Source organism: Kitasatospora misakiensis, from assembly GCF_042656005.1.
GTDB lineage: Bacteria > Actinomycetota > Actinomycetes > Streptomycetales > Streptomycetaceae > Kitasatospora > Kitasatospora misakiensis.
Genome location: NZ_JBHSOF010000058.1, coordinates 22,368 through 47,640, shown reverse-complemented (window position 1 = coordinate 47,640; position 25,273 = coordinate 22,368). Strand labels below are relative to the sequence as shown.

The window sequence follows — 25,273 nt, the reverse complement described above, 5'->3', positions numbered from 1 at the left end:
CGCGGGCGGCCGCCGCTGCCGAGGCCGCCCGGATCGCCGCCGCCGCTGCCGCCGACGCGGCCCGCATCACCCGCGAGGCCGCCCGTCCGCTGATCTCCGCTGCCCCGTTGGGTGGAGCGCGGTGAGCCGGGTCGGGAAGTTCTGGCTGATCGCCGGACTGCTCGCGGTGGCCACGCTCGCATTCCGCGTCTCCTGGAACGCGCTGCGCGACGTGGCGTCCGCGATCGGTGCCGACTACACCGCCGCTATCGTCTACCCGCTGGTGGTCGACGGTCTGATGGCGTTGGCGCTGGTCGTCGCGCTGGTACTGACCGACGCGGACCGTCGGTTCGCACTGCGGGTGCTGGCCGGGTACACGGCCGCGTCGCTGGTGCTCAACTACGTGCACGGACTCGTGCCGACCCTGCACGGCGGCGGTCGGGTCCGACTGGCCGAGTGGGCGCCCGCGCACTGGGCGTTGGTCCTGCTCGCGTCGTCGCTGCCGGTCGGGTCGATCTACTTCGGGTCGGACCTGGTGGCGAAGGTGCTGCACGCCAAGCCCAAGGCCGACAAGTCGGGCCAGACCATGACGAATCGGTCGGTGTCTGACCTGCACGAATCCGGCGCGGCCGATCCGGACCCGTCGGTGTACCGGTCGCCCGACCCCGCACCCGCCCCGGTGCCGACCACCGCGCCCGTTGGGCCGACCGCCCCGCCCGCCGCGGCGGAGCCGCCCGCACCGGCGTCCAAGCCGACCGCCCCGGCGGCGGCACGGCCCCGTCGGGCCACCGGCACGGTTCCGCAGTCGGCCCGCACGACCCGACCCAAGCGCACGGCGGACCAGCTGCTCGCCGAGGCACGGTCGGCCACCGCCGACTGGACCGACGCCGAACTGACCGCCGACCGGATCCGGGTGGAGCTGCGGACGTCGGCCACCAATGCGCGGACCCTGCGCGCCACCCTCAAGGCCGACCGCGCCGAGCAGCCCGCCCCGGTGGCCGCCGAGGCGGAACGGCCCGCGCTGCACGCCGTGCCCGACCCCGCGCCCACCGCCACGGGCGATACCCCTGCCGACAGCATCAACTCCCCTGAGGAGCAGGCATCATGAGCGCCATCGCGGCGACGCAGGTGAGCGCCGCCGGCGCCCTGCTGGCGATCCTGTCCGCCCACCGCACCTTGCCCACCCCGGCGGCCGAACTGGTGGAGACCCGCCTGTCCGGCGGCGACCTGGCGTGGGGCGTGCGCCTGTCCCTGCACAACGGTCTCGACCACTTCGAGCAGTGGCGGGCCACGCTCTGCCTGCCGGCGGCCGACGTCGACCACCGGCACAGCAGGAGCAGCACCCTGGCCTGGCTCATCGTCATCGGCACGGTCCACGGCGTCCCCGTCGAACTGGTCGGCTACTACGACCCCGCCCCCGGCGAGGAGGAGCTGTCGTGAGCACCGAGCCCGACCGCAGCGCCGCCGCCTACGCGCTGGTCATGATGCTGACCCGGCACGAGCGGCTGCCGCCGCCCGAGATCGACGTGTACGAGTACATGACCGGTTCGGGTGCCGAGGGCTGGGGCGTGCGGCTGGTCCTGCGCGACTCGATCGGGAAGTTCGAGCACTGGCGCGAAGCCCTCGACCTGGAGCCGGTCGTCGACTTCGAGCGTTGCCACCAGAGCGTGTGGCTCACCGCCTCCGGTGAGTACGAGGGTGTGCGGGTGCACCTCCTCTCGCTGGCCGAGGTCCCGCTGGTCGACGGCGCGGGCGAGTAGGCCGTGGCCGGTCCCCGGTTCTGGGACCCGGCGGGTGAGCGGCACGGCGGCATGCCCACCTACCCGTGGCGCATGGCCCCGCCCGACCTGCTCACCCGCCGCCAGCTCCGCGCCCTCGGCCTGCGGCCCGGCGGTCAGCCCGTCGCCGCACAGATCCTCTGGCGCTCCCGCCTCACCACGGACCCGCGCCCCGCGTACCTCTACCGCCTCGCCCTGGCCAAGCCGGTCCGGCCGATGACGCCGGGCCGCTGGCGGGCCCTGGCCGCCGCCAACCGCGCGCGCCGCACCTGCCCCGCCTGCGACACGGACGCCGGTTACGTCCTGCCCGCGCACCTCGGCATCTGCCTGCCCTGCGCCGACGGCCTTCCGCTCGCGGCCTGACATCCCACAACTCCCTTACACCACAGCGTCTTTGGAGTCACCATGACCGAGTTCACCGAGATCGTCCCCGCCGACCGGCGCGACTGGTCGGCGCCCTGGCCGCAGTACACGCCGCTGGACGTCACGCCGGAGGAGCTGCTGCCGGAGGCGCTCGGGCGGGAGGTCCCGTTCTGGGCCGAGGGAGCGGCCACCCCGGACGCCGTGCCCGACTGGGCCCAGCGCCAGGCCGCCGCCTTGGTCCCGTACCAGCTCGACGCCCGCGGCTGGCCGCTGCACCCCGCCGGCCGCACCGGCCGCACCGGCAGGAACCTCGGCAAGTGGGGCGAGAACGCCGCCGCCGACCCGATCGTGATCGCGGGCACCGGCACGGACCGGCGGATCCTGCTGATCACCCGCAGCGACATCGGCGTGGAGGCGATCCCCGGCGGGATGGTCGACCCCGGCGAGACCGCCCCGGCCGCGCTGGTGCGCGAGCTGCGCGAGGAGACCGGAGTCGACCTGAGCGACCACCGGCCGGTCATCCTCGGCACGGCGCTGGTGGACGACTGGCGCCAGTCGGACCACGCCTGGGTGGCGAGCACCTCCGCCCTGTACGTCCTGCCCGCCACCGTCACCGCGACGGCCGCGGACGACGCCCTCGACGCCACCTGGTACCCGGCGGACTCGATGGCCGCCCTGGAGAGCGCCATCGCCGCCGCCGGCCGCGCCCTGTACGCCGCTCACCGGCCCCTGATCACCCGCGCACTCGCCCACCTCGACCAGCAGTAAGGGGAAAACCCGTGTCCGACCAGTTGTTCATCGCCTACATGGTCGCGTTCCAGCTCTCCGTCAAGCACACCGCCGGCTGCGGGCCGTGCCTGACCATGCAGCCCTGCCCGGCCGGTGACCCGCTCCACGACGACTTCGCCGCCAAGCAGGATGCCTGGACCGCCGAGCAGCGCGTCCGGGCCGCCAACGAGCGCCGCCGGGCCAAGCGCCGGGCCGACAGCCGCGCCCGGATGGCCCGCCACGCCGCGCACGAGCTGGTCGCCCACGGCCAGTGGGTGAACGGGGCCCCGACCGCGACCCCGGCCTCCGTCGCCCGCCGCGCCAGCGCCATGTACAGCGGCCACCTCAAGGGCGAGCTGATCACCACCACGGAGGCCGCCGCCGCCCTCGCCGCCGCCCTCGGCAACTGACCTGTTCAGCACTGTCCCGGGACGGCCGTCCTGCTTGCCGGCGCGTCGACCGTCCCGGGTCCTTTCCCGCACCACATCGCAGTGAGGAAGGAACACCCAGTGAACCAGCACACCCCGGGCCCGGTGCCCGGTGACGACGCCGAGAACGAGATCTTCGAGCGGCTGTCGGCGGAGATGGCCGCCGAGGGGCTCGGCGTCGTCGACCTCGACAAGGCCCGTGCCGAACGCCGCCCCACCACCACCACTCTCGCCGACGACACCGACCCGGACACCGACGACGGCGACGACGAGCCGCCGGTGTTCGTGGACCGGCCGGCCCCGCCGCTGCCGCTGCCGGTGGGCACGCGCCGCCGGATCCTGCCCGCGTGGCTGCTGTCGAAGGCCGAGCTGAAGACCCAACTCACTTACGCCGCCCACCTCGCCGGACACACCACCGCCTACCACGCGGTCCGCACCCCGCTCTACGTCGGGAAGCTCGCCGCCCGCTCCCCCCGCGGCGCCGCCCGGACCATGACCTTCCTCGGCCGGTGGACCTCCGACGCCGAGGGGCAGCCGCTGCGGGCGGCCGCGGCCCGGCGGGAGGACGCCGAGCTGTACCTGAAGCTGTGCCGCCAGCGCGACAACCGCGTCCGCCTCCGCTCCCTGATCAGCCTCCTGGCCTCGGTGTTCGGCCTGGCCGCGGTCGTGGTCCTGTGGGTCATGACCAGCACCGCCACCCTGCTGGTGCTCGCCTCGGCGGTGGTGCTGGCGCTCGGTGTGGCCGGTGCCCCGGTGGACGAGCCGCTGATCACCCGCGCGGTGGTCAAGGCGAAGGCGCCCAAGCTCACCTCGGACATGGTGATCCGGGCGCTGGAGTCGCTGGGGATCGGCGGGATCACCTCCGCCAAGTCCAAGGGATCCGGGATCACGTTCCCGGCGCCGATCATGCGCGACGGCCCGGGCTGGCGCGCGGACGTGGAGCTGCCGCACGGGGTTGAGGTGGCGGACGTGATGGGCCGGCGCGGTCAGCTCGCCTCCGGTCTTCGGCGCCCGCTGGGCACGGTGTGGCCGGAGCAGGCGCCGGGCGAGCACCCCGGCCGGATGGTGCTGTGGGTCGGGGACCAGGACATGGCAACTGCCAAGCAGCCTGCCTGGCCGCTGGCCCGCAAGGGCACGGTCGACCTGTTCGACCCGGTGGGCTTCGCGACCGACCAGCGCGGCAACTGGGTGTCCGTCACCCTGATGTTCATCGCGGGGATCATCGGTGCGGTGCCGCGCATGGGCAAGACGTTCCTGCTCCGCCTGCTGCTGCTGATCGCCGCCCTCGACCCGCGGGCCGAGCTGCACACCTACGACCTGAAGGGCACCGGTGACCTCGACCCGGTCGGCGACAAGGTCAGCCACCGCCACCGGGCCGGGGACGACGAGGAGGACATCGAGTACGCGATCGCCGACCTGCGCGAACTGCGCGAGGAACTGCGCCGGCGCACCAAGGTGATCCGCTCGCTGCCCCGGGACATCTGCCCGGAGTCGAAGGTCACCAGCAAGCTCGCCGACACCAAGTCCCTGCGGCTGCACCCCATCGTCGTCGGGGTCGACGAGTGCCAGGTCTGGTTCGAGCACCCCAAGTACGGGGGCGAGTTCGAGGAGATCTGCACCGACCTCGTCAAGCGCGGCCCCGCCACCGGCATCGTGCTGCTGCTGGCCACCCAGCGCCCCGACGCCAAGTCCCTGCCCACAGGCATCTCCGCGAACGCGATCCTGCGGCTGTGCCTCAAGGTCATGGGGCAGGTCGAGAACGACATGGTCCTCGGCACCTCGGCCTACAAGCGGGGGGTGCGGGCGACGACGTTCACCCGCGCTGACCGGGGCATCGCCTACTACATCGGCGGCGAGGGCGCGGACGCGCAGATCATCCGCAGCGTGTTCGTTGACGCCCCCAACGCGGAGGCGATCGCGCAGCGCGGCCGGGAGGCCCGCGAGCAGGCGGGGTTGCTGTCCGGCCACGCCGCCGGCGGGCAGGACACCGCGCCCGCCTCGGCCGCCCCGGCCTACGACCTGCTCGCCGACATCCTCGCCGTCGTCGGCCCCGGCGAACCGAAGCTGTGGTCCGAGACCGTCGTCGCCCGCCTCGGCGAGCTGCGGCCCGACGCGTACGGCGCGTGGGGCGAGCTGGAGGGACGGGCGAAGGCCGACCAGTTGGTGACCGCGCTCAAGCCCTACGGCATCGCCACCGGGCAGGTGTGGGGCACCACCGAGGACGGCAAGGGCGCGAACCGGCGCGGCATCACGCGCGCCGACATCCTCAAGTCCGTCACCGAGCGCGACAAGAAGCGCGACGCCGGATAGGCCCGAACGGCCGCTAGGTCTAGCGGGACGCCCCGCTAGACCTAGCGGCCCTGCTAGCGGCCCCCATGCGCCCTGGCCAGCGCGCTAGCTCCTAGCGCGCCACCTGCGCGCACCCCGGAAACCGCCCCGGAGGCACCCATGACCCCCCTGATCCTCACCATGCTCGCCGCCGCCCTGCTCGCCGGACTCGGTTACGCAGCGTTGTGCGCCAGCAGTCCGTTCGGCGACTGCCGCAAGTGCGACGGCCTCGGCTTCCAGCTCGCCTACGACCGCCGCGGCAAGCCCAAGCGCGGCAAGCACTGCCGCCGCTGCCAGGGCGTCGGCAAGCGCATCCGCATCGGACGCCACCTCTACAACCTGGCCCACCGCACGTGGCGCGCCGGCACCAACTAGCCCATCCCACAGCCCGCCTTCACCGCCTCGGGAGAACGCTCATGACCGTCACCCTGTCCGTCGCCGTGATCACCGGCGTCATCACCGGCGTGCTCGTGTGGACCAAGCGCGTCGGCGCCGGCACCGCCCTCGTCGTCTGGCTGTCCGGCCTCACCGCCGCTTCCACCGGCCTGGCCGGGCCCGTCAACGGGTTCCTGGCCGCGGTCGTGACCGCCGTCAGCAACCACTGACCGGCCGTGACGACCGCCACCGCCCCGGCCGCGATCCGCCCGCTCGCCGCCGTCCACCTGCGCGAAGCCCTCACCGCCGCCGTCCGCACCGTGCTCGCCGAATCCGCCGCCGAACGGGCCACCCGCACCGCCGGCCCGGACACCGCCCCGCCCGACGGCGGCGAGGGCGCCCCCACCCCGGCCGACGCTCGGCCGGTCCCGCTCGCCATTGTCCTGGCGTTCCCCGAGGGGCGGGTGCGGCGTGCTGCCTGACACCACCACCAGCGCCCCGTGGCGGGGTGTGGACCTGTTCGCCGGTGTCGGCGGCCTCGACCTGCCCGCCCGCGCCCTCGGCGTGCACGTCACCGGGATCGAGAAGTCCCCGGACGCCTGCGTCACCCGCCGCGCCGCCGGCCTCGACACCATCGAGGCGGACGTCCGTGACCACGGCCCCGCCGACTTCCCGGCCGCCCAGCTGCTGTTGGGCGGCCCGCCCTGCCAGCCGTTCAGCGCCGCCGGGAGCGGGGCCGGGCGCCGGGCCCTGTCGGACATCGTGGCCCTCGCCCACCGACTGGCCCAGCGACGACACGTGGCCCGCCACGGCCACACTCCTGAGGCGGACCTGATCAGGTTGGTCCTGGAGCCCCTGCGTTGGGCCCTGGACGCCACGGACACCGGGCGCCCGTTCGAGGCCATCGTGCTGGAGCAGGTGCCGGCGGTGCTGCCCGTCTGGCAGACCTACGCGGACATCCTGCGTGCCGAGGGCTACGACACAGCGACCGGCACCGTGAAGGCCGAGCAGTACGGCGTCCCCCAGACCCGGCGCCGCGCGGTCCTCATCGCCCGCCGCACCGGCCCGGCCACCCTGCCCGCACCCACCCACCGGCCCTACACCAAGGGCACGCCCCGCACCGACGGCGACCCGGGGCTGAGCCCGTGGGTCACCATGGCCGACGTCCTGCCCGCCCGAGGGTCGTTCACGGTGGTCTCGAACTACGGCACCGGCGGCGACCCCGCCCGGCGCGGCCGCCGCACGTCCGCGGAGCCCTCGGCCACGGTCACCGGCAAGGTCTCCCGCGTCCGCGTGCTCGCCGACGACGACACCGAGTCCCGGTTCGACTGGTCGGAGGCCGGCCGTCTGCAGTCCTTCCCCGCCGACCACCCGTGGTCCGGCCGGGACATCGGCCAGCAGATCGGCAACGCCGTCCCGCCCCTGCTCGCCCACCACCTCATCACCGCCGCACTCGACGGCTCCTGACGAGAGGCCACGGACGTGTACGACTACGACTCCGACGACCACGGCTACGACGAGTACGACGGCGACACCGAGGATGCCGAGGACCGGCAGCCCGGGGAGTGCGACCACTGCACCGGCGGCGAGCCCATCGAAACCCCGATCGGGCTCCTGGGCTGTGCCTGCCTGATGGGGCAGGGCGCCGCCCCCATCGACTGCGCCTGCGGCCCCGAGCAGGACTGACCGAGCACCGAACCCCGGGGCGGCCGCATTTGCTGGCCAGCTCACCGGCCGCCCCGGGTCCCTGAAACCGGCACAACCCGATCTCAGGAGACACCAGCATGGACCTCAAGCCGTTCTCCCCGCAGCACTTTCCCGCCCTCGCCGCAGCCCTGCTCCCACTCGCCGGGTGGGGCACGCACGCCGCCGTCCTGCGCCGCCGGCTGGACCGGGCCCGCCGGGACCCGTTGACCGGCCTGCTCACCCGCGAGGGCTTCACCACCGCCGCCGCGCGCCTGCTCCACCGCCCGGACACCGGCGTTCTCGTCGTCGACCTCGACCGGTTCAAGCAGATCAACGACACCCACGGCCACGCCGCCGGGGACGCCGTCCTCGCCGACGCGGCCCGCATCCTCACCGAATGGGCCGGTGACCACGGCATCGCCGCCCGCCTCGGCGGTGACGAGTTCGCCGTCGTCCGCCCCCTCCCCGCCGCCTGGACCGCTGTGCGCATGGGTGGGCTCGTCGGCGAGTTCGCCCGCCCCGTCCACTGGCGCGGCCACGTCCTGCACTACGGCGCCTCGGTCGGTCTGGCCCGTGTCGCCAACCTGCCGGACCGGGCCCTCGACACCGCCCTCGGCGCCGCGGACGTGGCGATGTACCGGGCCAAGCGCGCCGGCGGCGGATGGCAGCAGCACACCCCCGACACCGACCTCGCCACGGCGGAGCGCCGTTGGCGCCGCACCCGCACCGCCGCCTGAACCCAGAGGCAATCGCGTTGCCCGGAGCGGCCGATACATCCCGCCAAGGCTTCCGGCCGCTCCGGTTCCCCCGCTCGAACCGAGATGAGGAGACCACCCAGCATGACCCATCCGACCGTGATCCGGGGAGAGCACCTGCTCGCCGCTCTCTCCCTCGCCGCCGCCGGCGTGCCCGTCCTGCCGCTGCGGGCCGGGAAGGTGCCCTTCGGCAACTGCCCGCGCTGCACCGACGGCGCGTGCGGCGGCCGGCCGAACATGAAGACCCCCGGCCCCTGCGTCTGCCCGGCGCCGTGCCACGGCTGGGCCGCCGCCACCACCGACCCCGACGTCCTCACCGGCCCCGGGTGGGCGCGGGCGTGGCGGGAGGCTGCGGCCGTGGCCTACCACCCCGGCGGCGCGGGCGTGACCGTCGTCGACCTCGACAACGCGGACGCGATCGCGTGGGCGCGCGAGGCTCTGCCCGCCACCCGGACCGTGCCCACCACCCGGGGCGAGCACTGGCTGTACCGGGGCGCGATGCCGTCCGCCAACGCGGTCCGGCCGGGCGTGGACGTGAAGTCGTCCATGTCCTACGCCCGTTGGCTCGGCCCCGGCACCGGCACCATGGCGGCCCTGCCGGACGTCGTGCGCGACCTGATCGTGCGGGAGGCCGCCCCGGTCCGGCCGGCGCCCGTCGTCGCGTCCGCGCCGGGCGGGGGTGGGAAGTGCCCGCACCGCACCCGCACGTTCCTGGAGCGGGGCATCGCCATGGCCGAGCAGCGCATCGCCGAAGCCACCGCCGCCGTGCACGCCACCGTCTTCGGGACGTTCCTGGCGGTGCTGTCCACGCACGGCCGGTGCGGCTGCCTCACCCAGGTCCACGCGGAGCGCCTGTTCGCCGTGGCGCAGGCCAAGGGCGAGTCGCCCCGGCACTGCGCCGACGCGTGGGCGAACGCCTTGATCCGGTTGGGGCTGTGACCGTGGCCGAGGACGAGAAGAACCCCGCGCGGGAGATCATCACCGCCTACGCGCAGGCCCACTTCCGGTACTTCCGCACCGCCGACGGCACCGTCTACGCCCAGCGCAACGACCACCCCGTGGCCCGGCCGATCCGCTCCCAGGGCACCACCGGCAGCCACCGCCAGGAGTTGATGGTCGGCCTGTACCGGGACGGAATCGGCGCCTTCAACGGCAGCGCCCTCAAGGAGGCACTGGACTTGATCGAAGCACTCGCCCTGTCCGAGGACGTGCAGCCCGTCCACATCCGCGTCGCCCCCGGATTCGACGGGGCCACCTGGCTCGACCTCGGACGCTCCGACGGCCTGTCCGTACGCATCCACCCCACCGGCTGGGACATCACCGTCCCCGACCCGCGCGAAGTCTGCTGGCGCCGCACCCAGCTCACCGGCGAGCTGCCGCTGCCGGTGAAGGACACCGACGGCAAGGGCATCGACCTGCTACTGCGGCTGTGCAACTTCGCGAACGCCCAGACCGAGTGCCTGGCGATCGCATGGCTGATCGGCTGCCTGGGACCGTCCGTGCCGGTGCCGGCGCCGTTCCTCACCGGGCCCCAGGGCGCCGGCAAGTCCACCGGCGGGCGGATGCTGGTGCGGATCATCGAAGGCATGAGCGGTGACCTGCGCCGGGCCCCGAAGGACGAGGAGAACCTCATCGCCGCCGTCGCGGCCGGGTGGGTCACCGCCCTGGACAACCTCTCCCACATGGGCCCTGACCTGTCCGACGCGATGTGCTGCATCGTGACCGGCGCCGAGAGCGTCAAGCGCGCCCTGTTCACCGACGGGGACGTCCACCGCTCCGCCTACCGCCGGCCCCTGCTCCTGACCGGCATCGACGTCGGCGTCATCCGCCCCGACCTCGCCGAACGCCTTCTGCCCCTGCGGCTGGAGCGGCCCCGCGTCCGGGTCACCGAGGCGGCCTTGTGGGCGGACTACGAAGAGGCTCTGCCCGTCGTCCTCGGGTCGCTGCTCGACCTCACGGTCAAGGTCCGCGCAGCCGAGGCGGAGACCCCGACCGATCTGCGGATGGCGGACTTCGCCCACCTGTGCGCCCAGCTCGACGCAGCGACCGGATTCGGGGCGCTGGCCGCATACCGGGCCAGCCTGGACGACCTGAACGACGACGTGATCGAAGGCGATCTGCTGGCGCAGACCGTCCTGCGGCACGCCGAGACCATCGAGCCCGGTACCGCGCAGCGCTGGACGTCCACCGAGTGGCTGCTTCGCCTCAGCCGTCTCTGCAGCGGCGACGACGTCCGGGCCCTGCCCAAGGGCTGGCCGACCACCGGCAAGGTGCTGTCCGACCGGCTCAAGCGCCTTCAGCCCACCCTCGCCGCCCGGGGCGTGCTCATCGACGCCGGCCGCACGAAGGAGGGCCGCTACCTCGAAATGGCCCGCCCCGCGCCCGCGCCGACGCACGAGCAGCCCGCGCTGCACTGACCCTGCCGCACGGACAAGCAAGAAGAGCACCGGGCCCCGGGTGCTCTTCTTGCTGTTCGGCGCAGCCGCCCAAGGGTCGTGCCGCGCAGCGGCTCCTCACTTCGCCCTGAGGGGACGCCCAAGTACTACAGGCAGCCCCACCTTTTTCCTAAATAGGAAGACGCTGCGTCACCTGCGTCACGCGGGCCGGAAAACGGCTCCTGACCTGCGCCGGGACGGGTGACGCAGACGGCGGGCCCTGCGTCATCCTGCGTCACCTACGTCACCCGATGACGCAGCCGATGACGCAGCGGTGACGCACACCCCGACCCTTGCGTCACCCAAAACCGCAGGTCAGAAGCCCGAATGACGCTGATGACGCGGTGACGCAGAAATCCCCACCTCGGACAACGCACGCGGCCGGGTGACGCACCCCGCCGTGCCCCGAGCCACACCCCGCAGTGCCCAGCGACAAGCCCCCGGCCCCGCCACCGCCCAGGGAGGGCAGCAATGACCACAACGCAGCTCACGGCCCGGCTTCTCACCGTCCGGGAAGTCGCGGAGATCCTCGGCACCTGGGAGAGCAGCGGCGAGCGCTTCCCTCGCCGGCTGATCGAGGAACGCCGGATCACCTTCGTCAAGGTCGGCCGTCACGTCCGCATCCCGGAGGCCGCCGTCGCCGAGTTCATCGCCGAGAACACCGTCCAGCCCATCCGCGCCCGCCGCTCCACCAGGAACAGGACCGCCGCCTGATGACCGCCAAGAAGAACAGTCGCCGCCGCTTCGGCTCCGTCCGCCAGCTCCCGTCCGGCCGCTGGCAGGTCCGCTACCGCGACCCGCTGACCGGAGAGCTTCGGCCGGACGAGAAGACCTACGCGACCAAGACCGACGCCGAGGTCCGGCTGAGCCAGCTCGAAGCCGACATCACCCGGGAGAAGTGGGTCGACCCGGACGCCGGGAAGGTGAATTTCGGGGAGTACGCGACCAAGTGGCTCAAGGAACGCAAGCTGGAGGAGACGACCCGGGAGCGGTACGAGACTGCGCTTCGGCTGCACATCATGCCGACCCTCGGCCCGAGGTTCCTCGTGGACATCACCCCGGCCCGGGTCCGCACGTGGCGGACCCACCTGCTGGAGTCCGGCGTCGGCGAGCCCACCGTGGTCAAGGCGTACCAGATGCTTCGGGCCATGCTGAACACCGCCGTGGACGACGATGAGCTGATCCGACGCAATCCGTGCCGGATCAAGGGCGCCGACACCTACGACGTGCCCGAGCGCCCGGTCCTGTCCGTCGCCGAGGTCTTCGCCGCGGCTGATGCCATCGCGCCCCGGTGGCGGGCGCTGGTCCTGGTGACCGCGTTCACCACGCTCCGGTTCGGCGAGCTGGCCGCGCTCCGTCGGCGGGACGTCGACCTGGGCGCCCGGCTTCTGCGGGTCCGCAGGAATCAGGCCGAGCTGTACAGCGGGAAGCTGTACGACAAGGCGCCGAAGAGCCGCGCGGGGTTCCGCCCGGTCGCGTTCCCGGACTCCATCGTGGATGCCCTTCAGCACCACATGGAGCACTTCGCGGGGGCAGAGTCGGACGGCCACATGTTCATCGGACCGCGAGGCGGCCGGCTGCGCCGGAGCAACTTCCGGGACGACTGGACCGCTGCGAAGGAACGTGCGGGCATCCCGATGGAGGTCCACTTCCATGACCTCCGCCACACCGGGAACACCATGGCGTCCCAGAGCGGCGCGAGCACCCGGGAGCTCATGATCCGCATGGGGCACAGCACCGCGCGGGCCGCGTTGATCTACCAGCACATGTCCAGCGACCGTGACCGGGCCGTCGCCGACCGGATGGACGAGATGGTGCAGCGGGAGCTGTCGAAGGGGGCTCCGCCGGAGCGTTCTGGCACGGACGTGGCACGGGGTGACCAGCAGGACTGAACAGCAAAGGCCCAGGTCGGAGGGATTCACCCTCTGGCCTGGGCCTTTTCTGCGTTTCGTGCTGTGCCCCAGGCAGGATTCGAACCTGCGACACCGGCTTTAGGAGAGCCGTGCTCTATCCCCTGAGCTACTGAGGCGGGGACGACCGCTGACAGCCTAGCGGATCGGTGGGGAGGGTTGGACGGGACGACCGGGGGCGGTCGGACCGACGGGGGGTCAGGTGGGCCGGGGCGGCGGGGTCACCGGTGCCGGGCCTCGTTAGCCTGGGTGGACGGACCTCGGGGGCGGCCCCGCAGCCGTCCGGCCGGAGAAGCAGGGCAGGGGTGGCAGATGGCGTCGGACGACCGGTGGTACCAGGGACCCGTCCGCCGGGCGTGGCAGGTGGCCGGGCCGGTGACCTGGATCGCCCCGGCGCTGGTCATGCTGGCGGTGGGCGGGTACCGGCTGGGGACGCCCACCCTGTGGCGGGACGAGGTGGCGAGTTGGACGGCGGCCACCCGGCCGCTCGGTGAACTGCTGCGGCTGCTGGGGCACATCGACGCCAGCAACGGCGTCTACTACGTCCTGCTGCACCTGTGGACGGCTCTGTTCGGCGACTCGGCGACCGCGCTGCGGCTGCCCTCGGTGCTGGCGATGGCGGCCGCGGCCGCGTTCACCGCGCTGACCGCCACCCGGCTGTTCGGCGGCCGGGTCGCGGGCGTCTGCGCCGGGCTGCTCTTCGCGACGGTGCCGCTGGTCTCCCGGTACGCGCAGGAGGCCCGCTCGTACGCGCTGGTGACCTGTGCCGTCGCGGCGGCGACCTGGTTCCTGCTGCGCGCGCTGGACGAGCCGACGCTGCGGCGGTGGGTGCCGTACGGCCTGGCGATGGCGGTGGCCGGTTCGGCGCACCTGGTCTCCCTGAGCAGCCTGGTCGGCCAGGCGGCGCTGGTCGCCCCGCACCTGTGGCGGACGGCCGGTCCGGAGCGGCGGCGGCTGCTCGGGCGCCTCGCGACGGTGGCCGCCGCCCTGGTGGCGGCGGTGCTGCCGGTCGCGTTCCTCGGCCACCGGCAGTCGGGGCGACAGCTGGGCTGGCTCGGCCGGCCGACCGTGGACCAGCTGTGGCACTTCGGCGAGCCGCTGTTCGGCTCCGCCCGGGTGTTCCACGTCTTCCTGGTCCTGGCGCTGCTGGCCCTGGCGCTGCCCGGGCGGCGCGGCCCGGCGCTGCGGCTGCTACTGCTCGCGGTGCTGCCGGTGCTGGCGGTCTGGCTGATCTCGCTCGGCCCCACCTCGTACTTCCTGGACCGGTACCTGCTCTTCACGGTGCCCGCCTGGGCGGCGCTGGCCGGTTGCGGGGTCGGTGCGGTGTACGCGGCGGTGACGGCGGCGGCCCGGCCGGGCCGGACCAGGCCGGAGGTGCGGGCGGCGGGGCTGCTGCTCGCCGTCGGGGTGGTGGCGGTGACCGGGGTGGCGGCGCTGCCCCGGCAGTCGCTGGTCCGCTACCCGGGGTCGCACGCGCAGTCCAAGGAGCCGTACCGGGAGGTGGCCCGGCTGATCGAGGCCGGCTACCGGCCCGGGGACGGGCTGGCCGTGCCGATCGGCGACCAGGCCTGGTCGATGGTGGGCCCGGGCGTCTCCTACTACCTGCCGGACCGGGTGCGGCCGTACCCGCTGTTCGTGGCGAGCGGGGCCGTCCGGGCCGGGGACCTCTTCCCGGTGCCGTGCCAGGACCCCGCCAGCTGCACCGGAGCGGGGGCCCGGACCTGGCTGGTCGTCCTGGGTGACACCGCCGATCCGCTGGCCGAGGTACCCGCCGACGAGGCGGCCGCCCTGCGGGCCCGGTTCGGCCCGCCGGAGCAGGTGACGCAGCTGGGCGGGATGACCCTCGCGCTGCTGAACGGCCGCGCCGGGCGCTGAACCCGCGGCCCGCCGTCTCCTGGTGCGGGCGACCCCGGCCCGTACGACCTGGACGCCCCGCGGTCCGGACGCCCCGCGGCCCGGACGTCCCGCGGCCCGGATGCGGCGGAGCGGGGCCCGGGCGACCATGGAGCACGGCGACCAGGTCGGGAGGACGGTCCGTGAGCGAGCAGCCGAGCGAGCAGCCGCCCGACCGGCGGGCCCGGCGGGCGGCCCGGCGGGCGGCCCGGTGGAAACAGCGGTCGGCGGCCCTGGCCGGGTCCGCGCGCGGGCTGCCCGAACAGGTCCCGCTGGTCGGCCGGGCGCTGCGCCAGTTGCTCCGGGTGAACCTGCTCGACTGCGCGACCCGACTGGCCGCGCAGGCCTTCCTGAGCGCCCTGCCCGCGCTGTTCGTGGTGGCGGTGGTCACCCCGGCGGCCGTCCGGGACGGTCTGGTGCACTCGCTGCGCAAGGAGCTGGGGCTGCAGGGCGAGGCGGCCCAGTCCGTCCAGCAGCTGCTCGGGACGGGGCACACGGACGACGCCGGTTTCGGGGCGATCGGCGCGCTGATGACCCTGCTGTCGGCGACGGCGCTGAGCCGGGCGATGCAGCGGGTCTGCGAGCGCTGCTGGGAGCTGCCCAAGTCGGGGACCAGGGTGGCGGCCTGGCGCTGGCTGGTCTGGCTGATGGTCTGGCTGGTCTGCCTGGTCTGCCAGACCCCGGTGCGGGACGGCTTCGGGCTGGGCGCCTGGCTCGGCGTCCCACTCACCTTCCTGATGGCGACGGCGCTCTGGTGGTGGACCCAGCACCTGTTGCTGGGCGGCCGGGTGCGCTGGCTGCCGCTGCTGCCGGGCGCGCTGCTCTGCGGGGTGGCGGTGGTCGGGATCGGGGTGGCCTCGCGGGTCTACCTGCCGAGCGCGATGAGCCGCAGCATCGGCCAGTTCGGGCCGTACGGCGTGGTGTTCACCGCGCTGTCCTGGCTGATCGTGGTGTTCAGCGGGGTGACGCTGGCGATCGCGCTGGGCCGGGTGGTGGCCGAGGAGGAGGCGGTCGCCGGGCTGCTGGGCTCGCGTACCGAGCCGGGCCGGTGGGGCGGCGCGCGCTTCTGAGCCCGGCCCCACGCGACGGGCACGGCCCCGCGCGACGGGGAGCGGACGGCGTGGAGCGGGGCACCGGACGGACCGGTGCCCCGCTCCACGGGCGGCGTGCGGGCGGCGGGCCTCAGAGGGCCCGGGTCAGCCGCGCGAGGATCGACGGCGGGGCGAGCTCGGACTTCAGCACGACCGGCACCTCGACCTTGGTGCTGCCCTCGCCCGACCGCAGCACGCCGATCCTGGTCCCGGCCGTCACCCGGTGGCCGACCTTCACCGGGTCCAGCACCAGGGTGCCCGTGACGCCGGGGAACCCGGCCACTGTGAGGTCCCCGGCGGCGACGACCGGGACGGAGCCGCCGAGACCGTCCTCGACCCGGCCCACCACGTCGCCCTGCTTGGCCAGGGTCTGCCCGGTGAGTCCGTTCTGGGCTGCCTGGATCTGCTTGGCGCTGACGCTCTGCACCACCTTGAGGATGCTGGGCTCGGCGGCGGTCGCCGGCTGGCCCAGGGTGACGCCGAGGATCAGCCGCCGCACACCGGCGATGTCCTTGTAGGCGGCCCACATCAGGCAGCCGCCGGCCGGGGTGCTGGAGCCGGTCTTGACGCCGATGACGCCGGTCTTGGGGTTGATCAGCGTGTTGGTGTTGGAGATCTTCTGGTTGTTGAAGGTGGTGTCCGGGGTCGACACGATCTGCCGGAAGATGTCGTCCTGCATCACCTGCCCGGCCAGCTTCAGCTGGTCCTTGGCGGTGCTCCTGGTCTCCTGGTTGTAGCCGGCCGGGTCGGTGTAGGTGGTGTTGGCCATGCCGAACCTGGCCGCGGTGTCGTTCATCTTCCTGACGAACGCCTCCTCCGACCCGGCGTCCCAGCGGGCCAGCAGCCGGGCGACGTTGTTGGCGGAGGGCAGCATCAGCAGCTCCAGCGCCTGGTACTGGCTGAGCTGCTGGCCCTCGGTGAGGGTGACCCGGGACTCGTCGACGTTGCCGGACTCCTGGGCGGCCTGCTTGTCGACGGTGATCTTCGGACCGCCCTCGCCCTTCTTGAGCGGATGCGCCTGCAGGATGAGGTAGGCGTTCATGACCTTGGTGACACTGGCGATCGAGGCCGGCGTCTCCGGGCCCGAGCTGCCCAGGCTGCCGATCCCGACCACCTCGGCGGCCGACTGGCCCTTGGCGGGCCAGGCCAGGTCGAGCGGGTCGCCGGCGAAGCCGAAGCCGTTCGCCGCGGTCATCCGCACCCTGGTGTCCGGCAGCGGGCGGAGCAGCTGGGCGGTGACCACCACGCCGAGCACCACGGCGAGGAAGAGCGTCCAGACGGTGATCCGCTTGAGCGCGCGGCGCAGCGGCGAGACCGGTCGGGAGTTGAGCGCGGCCAGGACGTCCATCGCCTCGGAGGTGGACTCCGGGAACGGCTCCGGTTCGGGCGCCGGCAGCGGCGGCGCGGGCGGGACCGGCCGCGGGTCGGCGGCGGGCAGTGGCTCGGCGGCCGGGGCGGGGTGCGGCTTCTGCTTCGACTTCGGCTTCGGTGCGGGCTTCGGTGCGGGCGCGGGCTTCGGCTCCGGGTCGGGGCCCGGCTGCGGGACGGGCACCGATTCGGGCAGCGGGCGCGGGGTGGGCGGCTTCGGGGCGGTGTCCGCCTCGGGCACCGCCCCGGCCGGAGCGGCGGGGACGCGCAGGACGCGGGTCCGCTCGACGTTCTCCCGCTTCTCGAACTTCTCGGCCCGCGCGGCCGGTTCGGCCGCCACCGCGGACGACTTGGACGCGGACGCGGACGCGGACGCCGGCTGCCCGTCGGCATCCTCGGCGGCGTCGGCGGGCTCCGCCGGTGCGGTCGGCGCAGGCTTCGGCGTCCGCATGGCGAGACGCGGATCGGTGCCGGCCGGACGGTCCGAGGGCCCGGACTCGACCGCCCCGGCCGCCTCGGCCTTCCCCGCCCCGCCCTTCCCCGCCTCAGACTTCCGGGCCTTCCCGGCCGAGCCGATCGCCGTGGCACCGGAGGGCTTGCGCAGCTCGTCGGGCAGGCGAAGGGCGGTGGTCGCGTCGTCGGACGGCAGCCGCAGAGCCGTCGTCGCATCGTCGGACGGCAGGCGCAGAGCGGTCGTCGCGTCCTCGGCGGGCAACCGCAGGGCGGTGGTCTTCTGGTCCACAGGCATCCGCAGTGCGGTCGTCCGGGTGTCCGCATCCCGGACACGCAGCTGCACCGTGGCGGGCCGGGCCGGGGGCCGCGCCCCGCCGTCGGCGGCGGAGTCCGCGGCATCACCAACCGAGTCGTCCGAGTCGCCGGACGGCGCGTCACCGGACGGGGTGTCGCCGGACGGGGCGGCCGCATCGGCGGGGGCATGGGCGGCGGCATCGGTGTCCGCCTCGGTGTCCGCCTCGGCGGCGGCACCCGACTCGGGCGTCGCCTCCGGCTCCACCACCGGCTCCACCGACGGCGCGGCCACCTCCTCGGCCACCTCCTCGGCCGCGGCGGACCCGGCCGGTTCGCCGTCCCGATCCCGCGCCCGCTCGCCGTCCCGCAGCACCCTGTCGGGGGACTCGCCCACGTAACCCAGCCTCCTCAACGCCCGGCGGGGCGTCGGCGAACCCGATTTCGGGAAGCCGGCACCCCGCCCCGTGTACCTGTACAGTCTCCGCCACCGGCGACCGATTACGGTCGCCCACACCCCGCCCGACCGGCGGTTATTGCCGCGGCACGGCCGCACCGCGGCCTGTTCAACGGTCAGACGCCGGGCCCGCCACGGGTGGTTCCCCCGGTCGATCGCAAGGTCACGATTCGGAGGCGTACTCGACAAGCCCGTGTGAGAGGCGTCACGCTGTTTCCCATCCACGCGGGGAGGCTTGGATGGGCAAGAGCCGCAGAACTGTTCCCGAGGAGCTCTTGCTGCTCGCTTTGGACCCGGCCACGGGCACCACGGCGCAGCCGCAGACCCTCGACCTAGGACTTGCCGGGGCACAGCTCGTCGAGCTGTCCCTGGCCGGACGGATCGTTCCGGAGGGCGATCGGATCGCCGTGGTGCTGCCACGGCCGACCGGGGACCCGACACTCGACCACGCGCTGGAACTGCTGCGACGACGTGGCAGTCCGGTGCGCGCCGCGCACTGGATCGGCGGGCCCCGACTGGGGCTGCGGCAGACCTACCTGGCACACCTTGAGCGGTGCGGCATGGTGACCGCCGTGCCCGGTCAGGTGTGCGGGGTACTGCCGACGACCCGCTATCAGGCGTCGGACGACTGCACCAACGCCGCGATCAAGCAACGGCTGGACACGGCGATCCGCACCGGCGTGCCGCCGGACCCGCGGACGGCCGCGCTCGCCGCGCTGGCGCACTCGGTGGGTCTGGGCAAGCACCTCTACCCGGGCAACGAGGGCCGGTCCTCACGGTCGCGACTGCGCGACCTGATCCGGTACGACCCGCTGGGCGGGATGGTCGCGCACGCCGTGATGGACGTGCAGAACGGCCTACCGAGCCAGCAGAACCGTTCCGCCCAGGCCGGTACGGCGCCGTCGGGCTCGGGAGGCCGAGCCGGGCAGCGCTCGGCGGCCGGGCGCGGTGGCGGCGGAGGAGGAGGCCGGGTCGCGGCGACCCGCGTCGGCGTCCGCTGAGGCTCCGGTCAAGGCTCCCGCCGAGGCTCTCGCCGAGACGGGACCGCCACCGCACCCACGCCCGCAGGCCGGCACCCCGGACCGATCCGGTCCGGGAACCGGCCCCGGCCCCGCCCTCAGGGCCGGCGTCGGGCACCCGCACCACCCGCACCACCCCCGCGCACCGCGCCCGCACCAGCGCGCACGGAGGCGCACGCCGAACCGCTCACGCCCCCCGGGGGCGCCGAGCAACCGGCACCACCCGGCAGTGAGAAGGGGCGGGCGCCCGCGACGGAAGTCGCCGGGCGACCGCCCCTCCGCCGTCCCCCGAGTCGGTCCGGCCCCCACCCGGACCCCCCGGCCGCATACCGCCCCCGCACGTGCCACCAGCACCTGCGCGGCCCCGTGCCGCACCCGACACCACGTCCGTCACGCCGCCGTACCACCACCGGACCGGGGCGGGCCCCTCTACCACTGAGGGGTGCCCGCTGTCTCGCCGAAGCGCTTTTCCGATGATCTGTTCTACTGCGCTCCTGCGATTTCCCGGCGCCGACCTGATCCGGGGTGACATGCTGCTCAACGTCAGGGGGTTGATCCAGATTTCCACCGTGTTCCGAGGACTTCCGTTCCAACGATCACCAGAGGTCCGACCGGAGGTCGACGTGTCCGCGAACATCAATCCCACGGTGCGCCGTCGCCGCCTCGGCTCGGAGCTGCGCAAGCTCCGGGACGGGGCCGGGATGACCGCGGAGGAGGTGGCCGGCCGGCTGATGGTCTCCCAGTCCAAGATCAGCCGACTGGAGAACGGCCGCCGCAGCATCAGCCAGCGGGACGTCCGCGACCTCTGCGACGTCTACAACGTCACCGACGAGGCGATGCGGGCCAGCCTGATGGAGATGGCCAGGGAGTCCCGGCAGCGCGGCTGGTGGCACGACTTCAACGACATGCCCACGCCCTACAGCGTGTACATCGGGCTGGAGGCCGAGGCCTCGTCGATCCGCGCGTACGAGTCCTCCTTCGTACCCGGGCTGCTGCAGACCGAGCAGTACGCCCAGGCCGTGGTCGAGGGCACCCAGCCGGACACCGACGCGCTCGCCGTCCAGCGCCGGGTCCAGGTCCGGATGAAGCGCCAGGACCGCGTCAACGGCGAGAACCCGCTGGGCAGCCTGTGGACCGTCATAGACGAGGCGGTGCTGCGCCGGGAGGTCGGCAGCAAGGAGGTGATGGCCCACCAGCTGAAGCACATGCTGGAGCTGAGCCAGCGCCCCAACATCACCATCCAGGTCATCCCGTTCTCGCACGGCGCCCACCCCGGTATGACCGGGACATTCTCCCTGTTGGAGTTCCCGGAGTCAGCCGATTCCACGGTTGTCTACTTCGAAGGGGTGACGAGTGATCTCTACCTCGAGAAGGAGGCCGACGTGCGCCGCTATACCAGTCTCTACGACCACCTGCGGGCAGCCGCGCTCGGGGTGGCGGAGACCCGCGCACTGATAGCCGACATTGAAGAGGGATACCACCGATGAGCACCGCCTTCGAGAACAGGACGAGCTGGCGCAAGAGCAGTCACAGCGGCGGCAACGGCGCGTGTGTGGAGATCCGGGTGCCGACCGCCGAACTGGTGGCGGTCCGGGACTCCAAGGACCCGGAGGGTCCGCAGCTGCACTTCTCCCCCGAGGCCTGGCACGCGTTCGCCGCCGCCGCGGGTGCCGGAGCGTTCGGCGACCTCTGATCCGCCTCGTGCCGGTTCCCGGCCCAGGTGCCCGTAGCGGTGCCCGTCGCCCTCCCCCGGGGCGGCGGGCACCGCTACGGGCATCCGCGCACCCGGCGGCATGCTCCCGACAAGGGCCCCCGACAAGAGCTCCCGACGAGGGCTCCCGGCCCCCGCCGCGGGAGCGTCAGCCCAGGACCGGGTAGCGGGCCGCCCAGGCCGCGCCCTCGGCGGTCTCCCGGCTGTGCAGCTCGGGCCCGTGCATCAGCTCCAGCACGAAGTCGTCGGCCAGCTCCAGCAGCGCCCCGCGCCCCTCCAGACCCGCCACCAGCCCGGACGGCAGCGCGGTGTCGCCGTGCAGCACACCGAGCAGGTTGCCGCAGATCGCGCCGGTGGAGTCGCTGTCCCCCGAGTGGTTCACCGCCAGCAGCAGCCCGGACCGGATGTCGTGCGCCACCAGCGCGCAGTACACCCCGATCGCCAGCGCCTCCTCGGCCACCCAGCCCTCCCCCAGGGCCTCGACCCGCTCGGCGGACGGCTCGCCCGCCCGCACCGCGTCCAGCGCCGCCCGCAGCGCCGCCGTGGTCTCCTCGTGCGCCGGCCGCTCGGAGAGCAGCGCCAGCGCCAGGTGCACCCCCTCCTCCAGCGTGCCGCCGCGGGCCGCGGTCTGGACGATCACCGCCAGCGCGCCGGCCGAGAGGTAGCCGGTGGGGTGGCCGTGGGTCAGCACCGAGCACTCCACCGCCAGCTGGAACACCAGGCTCGGCTCCCAGGTGGTCAGCAGCCCGAACGGCGCCGCCCGCATCACCGTGCCGCAGCCCTTGGAGTGCGGGTTCTTCGGCGCCTCCAGGGTGCCCAGCCGCTCGGCGTCCGGCCCGGAGAGGCCGGAGAGACAGGCCTGGCCCGGCGCCCGCTGCGCGTACAGCCACTCCTCCCGGCCGAGCCAGCCGAGGTCCGCCCGGCGCTCGTCCGGGCCCCAGTCCCGCTGGGTGGCGGCCCAGCGCAGGTAGGCGCGGTGGACGTCGGTGGGCGGGTGCCAGCTGCCGGTGTCCCGGCGGATGTGCGCGCGTATCAGCCCGTCGAGGGTGAACAGCACCATCTGGGTGTCGTCGGTGACCGCGCCGAGCCGCCCGTACGCGGGGACGTACCCGGTGACGCCCTGCGGGCCGTGCACGGCGCGGATCTTCTCCAGCGACTCGAACTCCACGCCCGCGCCGAGTGCGTCCCCGATCGCCCCGCCGAGCAGGCATCCCCGCACCCGGCTGCGGAAGTCCTGCTGCTGGGCGCGGGACCACAGTGGCATCACGGCAAGCGCCTTTCTGTCCGGGAGCGGGCGGCCGCGCGACGCACGGCCGGTCGCGCGCCCTCGCACTGTATTCGAATGCCCGAACGGCACGGCAGTGTTCCGGCTCCACGGGATCGCCACACGGGATCGCCGCCGGACGTTCCGCCACCGGATGTTCCGCCACCCGCCGACCGGAGGGGGCGGCGGGTGGCGGGCGGTACCGGTGACCGGGGCGGCGGCGATCGGCGGATCAGTCCACCACGGGCAGCAGCTCCGGCAGATGGCCGTCCGAGGCCAGCGCGGCGGCCAGCCGCTCGGCCGGAACCTCCCCGTAGGTGGTGGTGCGCTGCCGGTGCGGCCGCCCGGCCGCCTCGGCGATCGCCCGGAGGTCCCGGACCGACTTGTAACTGCCGTACGCCGAGCCGGCCATCCGCGAGATGGTCTCCTCCATCAGCGTGCCGCCCAGGTCGTTGGCGCCCGAGCGGAGCATCTCCGCCGCGCCCTCGGCGCCCAGCTTGACCCAGCTGGTCTGGATGTTGGGGATGTGCGGGTGGAGCAGCAGCCGGGCCATCGCGACCACCGCCCGGTTGTCCCGCGCGGTCGGACCGGGCCGGGCGATCCCGGCCAGATAGACCGGCGCGTTGGTGTGGATGAACGGCAGCGTCACGAACTCGGTGAAGCCGCCGGTGCGCTGCTGGATCTCCGCGAGCAGCCGCAGGTGGCCCACCCAGTGCCGCGGGGTGTCCACGTGCCCGTACATCATCGTGGACGAGGAGCGGATGCCCAGCTCGTGCGCGGTGCTGACGACCTCCACCCAGGTCGCGGCCGGCAGCTTGCCCTTGGTGAGCACCCAGCGGACCTCGTCGTCCAGGATCTCGGCGGCCGTGCCCGGGATGGTGTCCAGCCCGGACTCCTTGGCCCGCTGCAGCCAGTCGCGGATCGACAGACCGGTGCGGGTGGCGCCGTTGACCACCTCCATCGGCGAGAAGGCGTGCACATGGATCCCGGGGACCCGCTCCTTCACCGCGCGGGCGATGTCGAAGTAGGCGGTGCCGGGCAGGTCCGGGTGGATGCCGCCCTGCATGCAGACCTCGGTGGCGCCGACCTCCCAGGCCTGGGCGGCCCGGTCGGCGACCTGGTCCAGCGAGAGGCTGTAGGCGTCCGCGTCGGTGCGGCGCTGGGCGAAGGCGCAGAACCGGCAGCCGGTGTAGCAGACGTTGGTGAAGTTGATGTTCCGGGTGACGCAGTAGGTGACCTCGTCGCCGACCGTGTCCCGGCGCACCGCGTCGGCGATCCGGCAGAGCGCGTCCAGCGCCGGGCCGTCCGCCTGGAACAGCGCGAGCGCCTGCTCGTCGGTCAGCCGGGTCGGGTCGTCGGCGGCCACCGCGAGGGCGGCCCGGACCTCGGCGTCCGGCCGCTCCGGTGCCCCGGACCCGACGGGGGCGGCCGAGGCCGCCTGCTCGCGGAGCACCTCCCAGTCGCCGTAGACGTCCTCGAAGTCGGCCCGCCGGTCGCCGGTGCGGCCCTCGGTGTCGATGGTGCTGTGCAGATCGGTGCGCCCGTACGACTCCGGCAGGTCCTCCGGCTCCTGCCAGGGGTGCCCGGTGACCACGGCGTCCGGGCGGGCCAGGCCGGTCTCCGGGTCGGCCAGCGCCCGGACGTGCGGCAGCACCCGGGGGTCCAGCCAGGGCTCGCCGTGCCGGACGTACTCGGGGTAGACGGCGAGCCGCTCGCGCAGTTCGAAGCCGGCCGCCGCCGAGCGCTCGGCCAGCCGCTCGATCTGCGGCCAGGGGCGCTCCGGGTTGACGTGGTCGGGCGTCAGCGGGGAGACGCCGCCCCAGTCGTCGATGCCGGCCTCGATCAGCCGCTCGTACTCGCCGTCCACCAGGTTCGGCGGGGCCTGCAGGCAGGCGGACGGGCCCATGATGTGCCGGGCCACCGCGACGGTGGCGACCAGCTCGTCCAGCTCCGCGTCCGGCATGCCGCGCATCGCGGTGTCCGGCTTGGCGCGGAAGTTCTGCAGGATCAGCTCCTGGATGCCGTGGTAGGCCCGGGAGACCCGGCGCAGCGCGAACAGCGACTCGGCGCGCTCCTCGACGGTCTCGCCGATGCCGATCAGCAGCCCGCTGGTGAACGGCACCGAGCTGCGGCCGGCGTCCTCCAGCACCCGCAGCCGGACCGCCGGCTCCTTGTCGGGCGAGCCGTGGTGCGGGCCGCCGGGCTCGCTCCACAGCCGGGTGGCGGTGGTCTCCAGCATCATGCCCATCGAGGCGGAGACGGGCTTGAGCCGCTGGAAGTCGGTCCAGCTGAGCACCCCGGGGTTGAGGTGCGGGAGCAGCCCGGTCTCCTCCAGGATCCGGATCGACATGGCGCGGACGTACGCGACGGTGTCGTCGTAGCCGTGCGCGTCCAGCCACTCGCGGGCCTCCGGCCAGCGGTCCTCGGGCTTGTCCCCGAGCGTGATGAGCGCTTCCTTGCAGCCGAGCGCGGCGCCCCGGCGGGCCACCTCCAGCACCTCGTCCGGGGACATGTACATCCCGTGGCCGGCCCGGCGGAGCTTGCCGGGGACGGTCACGAAGGTGCAGTAGTGGCACTTGTCCCGGCAGAGCCGGGTGAGCGGGATGAACACGCTCTTGGAGTAGGTGATCACGCCCGGGCGGCCGGCCGCCTCCAGGCCCGCGTCGCGGACCCGCGCGGCGCTCGCGCAGAGGTCGCGCAGGTCGTCGCCTCTCGCCCGGAGCAGCACCGCCGCCTCGGTCGCGTCCAGTGCGACACCGTCCCGGGCCCGGCGCAGGGCACGCCGCATCGCGTTGGCGGTCGGAGTGTTGGATGCGTCCATGACGCGACCCTACGCCAGTCCACGTACGTTCCTCGTACGTTCGGAGGAGACGACCCTGAGGGGACATCAGGGTCGGCTGCGACGCGAGGTCGAGCCGGAT

At 73.9% G+C, this 25,273-nt stretch carries 25 protein-coding genes and 1 tRNA gene; 22 read left to right on the top strand and 4 right to left on the bottom strand.

Going from position 1 to position 25,273, the window contains the following annotated elements; genetic code table 11:
- The first annotated feature begins 121 nt into the window (after positions 1-121).
- The 17 genes from ACFP3U_RS31615 to ACFP3U_RS31535 all read left to right on the top strand — a co-directional run bounded on the left by ACFP3U_RS31615 (position 122) and on the right by ACFP3U_RS31535 (position 12,787).
- Positions 122-1,087 carry a DUF2637 domain-containing protein gene (locus tag ACFP3U_RS31615; RefSeq protein ID WP_380229169.1) on the top strand — a complete coding sequence of 322 codons (966 nt, stop codon included), beginning with the start codon at positions 122-124 and terminating at the stop codon, positions 1,085-1,087.
- On the top strand, positions 1,084-1,419 hold the full coding sequence (locus ACFP3U_RS31610) for a hypothetical protein (protein WP_380229168.1): 336 nt from the start codon (positions 1,084-1,086) through the stop codon (positions 1,417-1,419). The genes ACFP3U_RS31615 and ACFP3U_RS31610 overlap by 4 nt, the downstream gene beginning before the upstream one ends.
- Positions 1,416-1,739 (top strand): hypothetical protein, encoded by a 324-nt coding sequence (locus ACFP3U_RS31605; RefSeq protein ID WP_380229167.1) that lies wholly within the window; start codon positions 1,416-1,418, stop codon positions 1,737-1,739. The genes ACFP3U_RS31610 and ACFP3U_RS31605 overlap by 4 nt, the downstream gene beginning before the upstream one ends.
- 51 nt (positions 1,740-1,790) lie before the next feature.
- Positions 1,791-2,120 (top strand): RRQRL motif-containing zinc-binding protein, encoded by a 330-nt coding sequence (locus tag ACFP3U_RS31600; protein WP_380229172.1) that lies wholly within the window; start codon positions 1,791-1,793, stop codon positions 2,118-2,120.
- 42 nt (positions 2,121-2,162) lie between these two features.
- Complete coding sequence (locus ACFP3U_RS31595; RefSeq protein WP_380229166.1) at positions 2,163-2,888, top strand: NUDIX domain-containing protein; 726 nt, start codon at positions 2,163-2,165, stop codon at positions 2,886-2,888.
- 11 nt (positions 2,889-2,899) lie between these two features.
- Positions 2,900-3,298 (top strand): hypothetical protein, encoded by a 399-nt coding sequence (locus ACFP3U_RS31590; protein WP_380229165.1) that lies wholly within the window; start codon positions 2,900-2,902, stop codon positions 3,296-3,298.
- Between the two features lie 174 nt (positions 3,299-3,472).
- Complete coding sequence (locus tag ACFP3U_RS31585) at positions 3,473-5,626, top strand: cell division protein FtsK (protein ID WP_380229171.1); 2,154 nt, start codon at positions 3,473-3,475, stop codon at positions 5,624-5,626.
- A gap of 138 nt (positions 5,627-5,764) precedes the next feature.
- Positions 5,765-6,019, top strand: coding sequence for a hypothetical protein (locus ACFP3U_RS31580; RefSeq protein WP_380229164.1), 255 nt, complete (start codon positions 5,765-5,767; stop codon positions 6,017-6,019).
- A gap of 41 nt (positions 6,020-6,060) precedes the next feature.
- Complete coding sequence (locus ACFP3U_RS31575) at positions 6,061-6,249, top strand: hypothetical protein (RefSeq protein WP_380229163.1); 189 nt, start codon at positions 6,061-6,063, stop codon at positions 6,247-6,249.
- A gap of 6 nt (positions 6,250-6,255) precedes the next feature.
- Positions 6,256-6,501, top strand: coding sequence for a hypothetical protein (locus ACFP3U_RS31570; protein WP_380229162.1), 246 nt, complete (start codon positions 6,256-6,258; stop codon positions 6,499-6,501).
- Positions 6,491-7,486 carry a DNA cytosine methyltransferase gene (locus ACFP3U_RS31565; RefSeq protein ID WP_380229161.1) on the top strand — a complete coding sequence of 332 codons (996 nt, stop codon included), beginning with the start codon at positions 6,491-6,493 and terminating at the stop codon, positions 7,484-7,486. Before ACFP3U_RS31570 ends, ACFP3U_RS31565 begins: the two co-directional genes overlap by 11 nt.
- A 15-nt stretch (positions 7,487-7,501) precedes the next feature.
- Complete coding sequence (locus ACFP3U_RS31560) at positions 7,502-7,705, top strand: hypothetical protein (RefSeq protein WP_380229160.1); 204 nt, start codon at positions 7,502-7,504, stop codon at positions 7,703-7,705.
- A 98-nt stretch (positions 7,706-7,803) separates the two neighbouring features.
- A complete protein-coding gene (locus ACFP3U_RS31555; protein ID WP_380229159.1) occupies positions 7,804-8,442 on the top strand; it encodes a GGDEF domain-containing protein in 639 nt (212 codons plus the stop codon).
- Between the two features lie 102 nt (positions 8,443-8,544).
- Positions 8,545-9,399: a bifunctional DNA primase/polymerase gene (locus tag ACFP3U_RS31550; protein WP_380229158.1), complete on the top strand. Its 855-nt coding sequence runs from the start codon at positions 8,545-8,547 to the stop codon at positions 9,397-9,399.
- A 2-nt stretch (positions 9,400-9,401) separates the two neighbouring features.
- The gene (locus ACFP3U_RS31545; RefSeq protein ID WP_380229170.1) at positions 9,402-10,877 is read left to right on the top strand and encodes an ATP-binding protein; all 1,476 of its coding nucleotides are present in this window, start codon (positions 9,402-9,404) and stop codon (positions 10,875-10,877) included.
- Positions 10,878-11,366: 489 nt separating this feature from the next.
- Positions 11,367-11,609 carry an excisionase family DNA-binding protein gene (locus tag ACFP3U_RS31540; RefSeq protein WP_380229157.1) on the top strand — a complete coding sequence of 81 codons (243 nt, stop codon included), beginning with the start codon at positions 11,367-11,369 and terminating at the stop codon, positions 11,607-11,609.
- Positions 11,609-12,787 carry a tyrosine-type recombinase/integrase gene (locus ACFP3U_RS31535; RefSeq protein WP_380229156.1) on the top strand — a complete coding sequence of 393 codons (1,179 nt, stop codon included), beginning with the start codon at positions 11,609-11,611 and terminating at the stop codon, positions 12,785-12,787. Before ACFP3U_RS31540 ends, ACFP3U_RS31535 begins: the two co-directional genes overlap by 1 nt.
- Before the next feature lie 64 nt (positions 12,788-12,851).
- Here ACFP3U_RS31535 and ACFP3U_RS31530 read toward each other — a convergent pair.
- Positions 12,852-12,924, bottom strand: a tRNA-Arg gene (locus ACFP3U_RS31530).
- Positions 12,925-13,117: 193 nt separating this feature from the next.
- Between ACFP3U_RS31530 and ACFP3U_RS31525 the strand changes: the two genes are divergently transcribed.
- Both ACFP3U_RS31525 and ACFP3U_RS31520 read left to right on the top strand, forming a co-directional pair.
- Complete coding sequence (locus tag ACFP3U_RS31525) at positions 13,118-14,680, top strand: glycosyltransferase family 39 protein (RefSeq protein ID WP_380229155.1); 1,563 nt, start codon at positions 13,118-13,120, stop codon at positions 14,678-14,680.
- Between the two features lie 161 nt (positions 14,681-14,841).
- A complete protein-coding gene (locus ACFP3U_RS31520) occupies positions 14,842-15,768 on the top strand; it encodes a YhjD/YihY/BrkB family envelope integrity protein (protein ID WP_380229154.1) in 927 nt (308 codons plus the stop codon).
- 112 nt (positions 15,769-15,880) lie between these two features.
- Here the strand turns inward: ACFP3U_RS31520 and ACFP3U_RS31515 are convergent, their stop codons facing one another.
- Positions 15,881-18,298, bottom strand: a complete 2,418-nt coding sequence (locus ACFP3U_RS31515) for a hypothetical protein (protein WP_380229153.1) — start codon at positions 18,296-18,298, stop codon at positions 15,881-15,883.
- 299 nt (positions 18,299-18,597) lie between these two features.
- On the opposite strand from ACFP3U_RS31515, the gene ACFP3U_RS31510 reads away from it, so the two are divergent.
- The 3 genes from ACFP3U_RS31510 to ACFP3U_RS31500 all read left to right on the top strand — a co-directional run bounded on the left by ACFP3U_RS31510 (position 18,598) and on the right by ACFP3U_RS31500 (position 21,070).
- Complete coding sequence (locus ACFP3U_RS31510) at positions 18,598-19,359, top strand: GOLPH3/VPS74 family protein (RefSeq protein WP_380229152.1); 762 nt, start codon at positions 18,598-18,600, stop codon at positions 19,357-19,359.
- A gap of 641 nt (positions 19,360-20,000) precedes the next feature.
- Positions 20,001-20,864, top strand: a complete 864-nt coding sequence (locus ACFP3U_RS31505) for a helix-turn-helix domain-containing protein (protein WP_380229151.1) — start codon at positions 20,001-20,003, stop codon at positions 20,862-20,864.
- Positions 20,861-21,070, top strand: a complete 210-nt coding sequence (locus tag ACFP3U_RS31500) for a DUF397 domain-containing protein (RefSeq protein WP_380229150.1) — start codon at positions 20,861-20,863, stop codon at positions 21,068-21,070. Before ACFP3U_RS31505 ends, ACFP3U_RS31500 begins: the two co-directional genes overlap by 4 nt.
- 166 nt (positions 21,071-21,236) lie before the next feature.
- On the opposite strand, the gene ACFP3U_RS31495 is transcribed toward ACFP3U_RS31500, so the two are convergent.
- Both ACFP3U_RS31495 and ACFP3U_RS31490 read right to left on the bottom strand, forming a co-directional pair.
- On the bottom strand, positions 21,237-22,352 hold the full coding sequence (locus ACFP3U_RS31495) for an ADP-ribosylglycohydrolase family protein (protein WP_380229149.1): 1,116 nt from the start codon (positions 22,350-22,352) through the stop codon (positions 21,237-21,239).
- Between the two features lie 232 nt (positions 22,353-22,584).
- Positions 22,585-25,173: a bifunctional FO biosynthesis protein CofGH gene (locus ACFP3U_RS31490; protein WP_380229148.1), complete on the bottom strand. Its 2,589-nt coding sequence runs from the start codon at positions 25,171-25,173 to the stop codon at positions 22,585-22,587.
- Positions 25,174-25,273: the final 100 nt, after the last annotated feature.

What these genes read in the sequence shown, in the direction of transcription:
- ACFP3U_RS31575 (WP_380229163.1), top strand. Translation starts at nt 6,061, where the DNA reads ATGACCGTCACCCTGTCCGTCGCCGTGATCACCGGCGTCATCACCGGC.
- ACFP3U_RS31500 (WP_380229150.1), top strand. Translation starts at nt 20,861, where the DNA reads ATGAGCACCGCCTTCGAGAACAGGACGAGCTGGCGCAAGAGCAGTCAC.
- ACFP3U_RS31580 (WP_380229164.1), top strand. Translation starts at nt 5,765, where the DNA reads ATGACCCCCCTGATCCTCACCATGCTCGCCGCCGCCCTGCTCGCCGGA.
- ACFP3U_RS31555 (WP_380229159.1), top strand. Translation starts at nt 7,804, where the DNA reads ATGGACCTCAAGCCGTTCTCCCCGCAGCACTTTCCCGCCCTCGCCGCA.
- ACFP3U_RS31550 (WP_380229158.1), top strand. Translation starts at nt 8,545, where the DNA reads ATGACCCATCCGACCGTGATCCGGGGAGAGCACCTGCTCGCCGCTCTC.
- ACFP3U_RS31585 (WP_380229171.1), top strand. Translation starts at nt 3,473, where the DNA reads ATGGCCGCCGAGGGGCTCGGCGTCGTCGACCTCGACAAGGCCCGTGCC.
- ACFP3U_RS31535 (WP_380229156.1), top strand. Translation starts at nt 11,609, where the DNA reads ATGACCGCCAAGAAGAACAGTCGCCGCCGCTTCGGCTCCGTCCGCCAG.
- ACFP3U_RS31540 (WP_380229157.1), top strand. Translation starts at nt 11,367, where the DNA reads ATGACCACAACGCAGCTCACGGCCCGGCTTCTCACCGTCCGGGAAGTC.
- ACFP3U_RS31510 (WP_380229152.1), top strand. Translation starts at nt 18,598, where the DNA reads ATGGGCAAGAGCCGCAGAACTGTTCCCGAGGAGCTCTTGCTGCTCGCT.
- ACFP3U_RS31595 (WP_380229166.1), top strand. Translation starts at nt 2,163, where the DNA reads ATGACCGAGTTCACCGAGATCGTCCCCGCCGACCGGCGCGACTGGTCG.
- ACFP3U_RS31600 (WP_380229172.1), top strand. Translation starts at nt 1,791, where the DNA reads ATGCCCACCTACCCGTGGCGCATGGCCCCGCCCGACCTGCTCACCCGC.
- ACFP3U_RS31495 (WP_380229149.1), bottom strand. Translation starts at nt 22,352, where the DNA reads ATGCCACTGTGGTCCCGCGCCCAGCAGCAGGACTTCCGCAGCCGGGTG.
- ACFP3U_RS31610 (WP_380229168.1), top strand. Translation starts at nt 1,084, where the DNA reads ATGAGCGCCATCGCGGCGACGCAGGTGAGCGCCGCCGGCGCCCTGCTG.
- ACFP3U_RS31525 (WP_380229155.1), top strand. Translation starts at nt 13,118, where the DNA reads ATGGCGTCGGACGACCGGTGGTACCAGGGACCCGTCCGCCGGGCGTGG.
- ACFP3U_RS31490 (WP_380229148.1), bottom strand. Translation starts at nt 25,173, where the DNA reads ATGGACGCATCCAACACTCCGACCGCCAACGCGATGCGGCGTGCCCTG.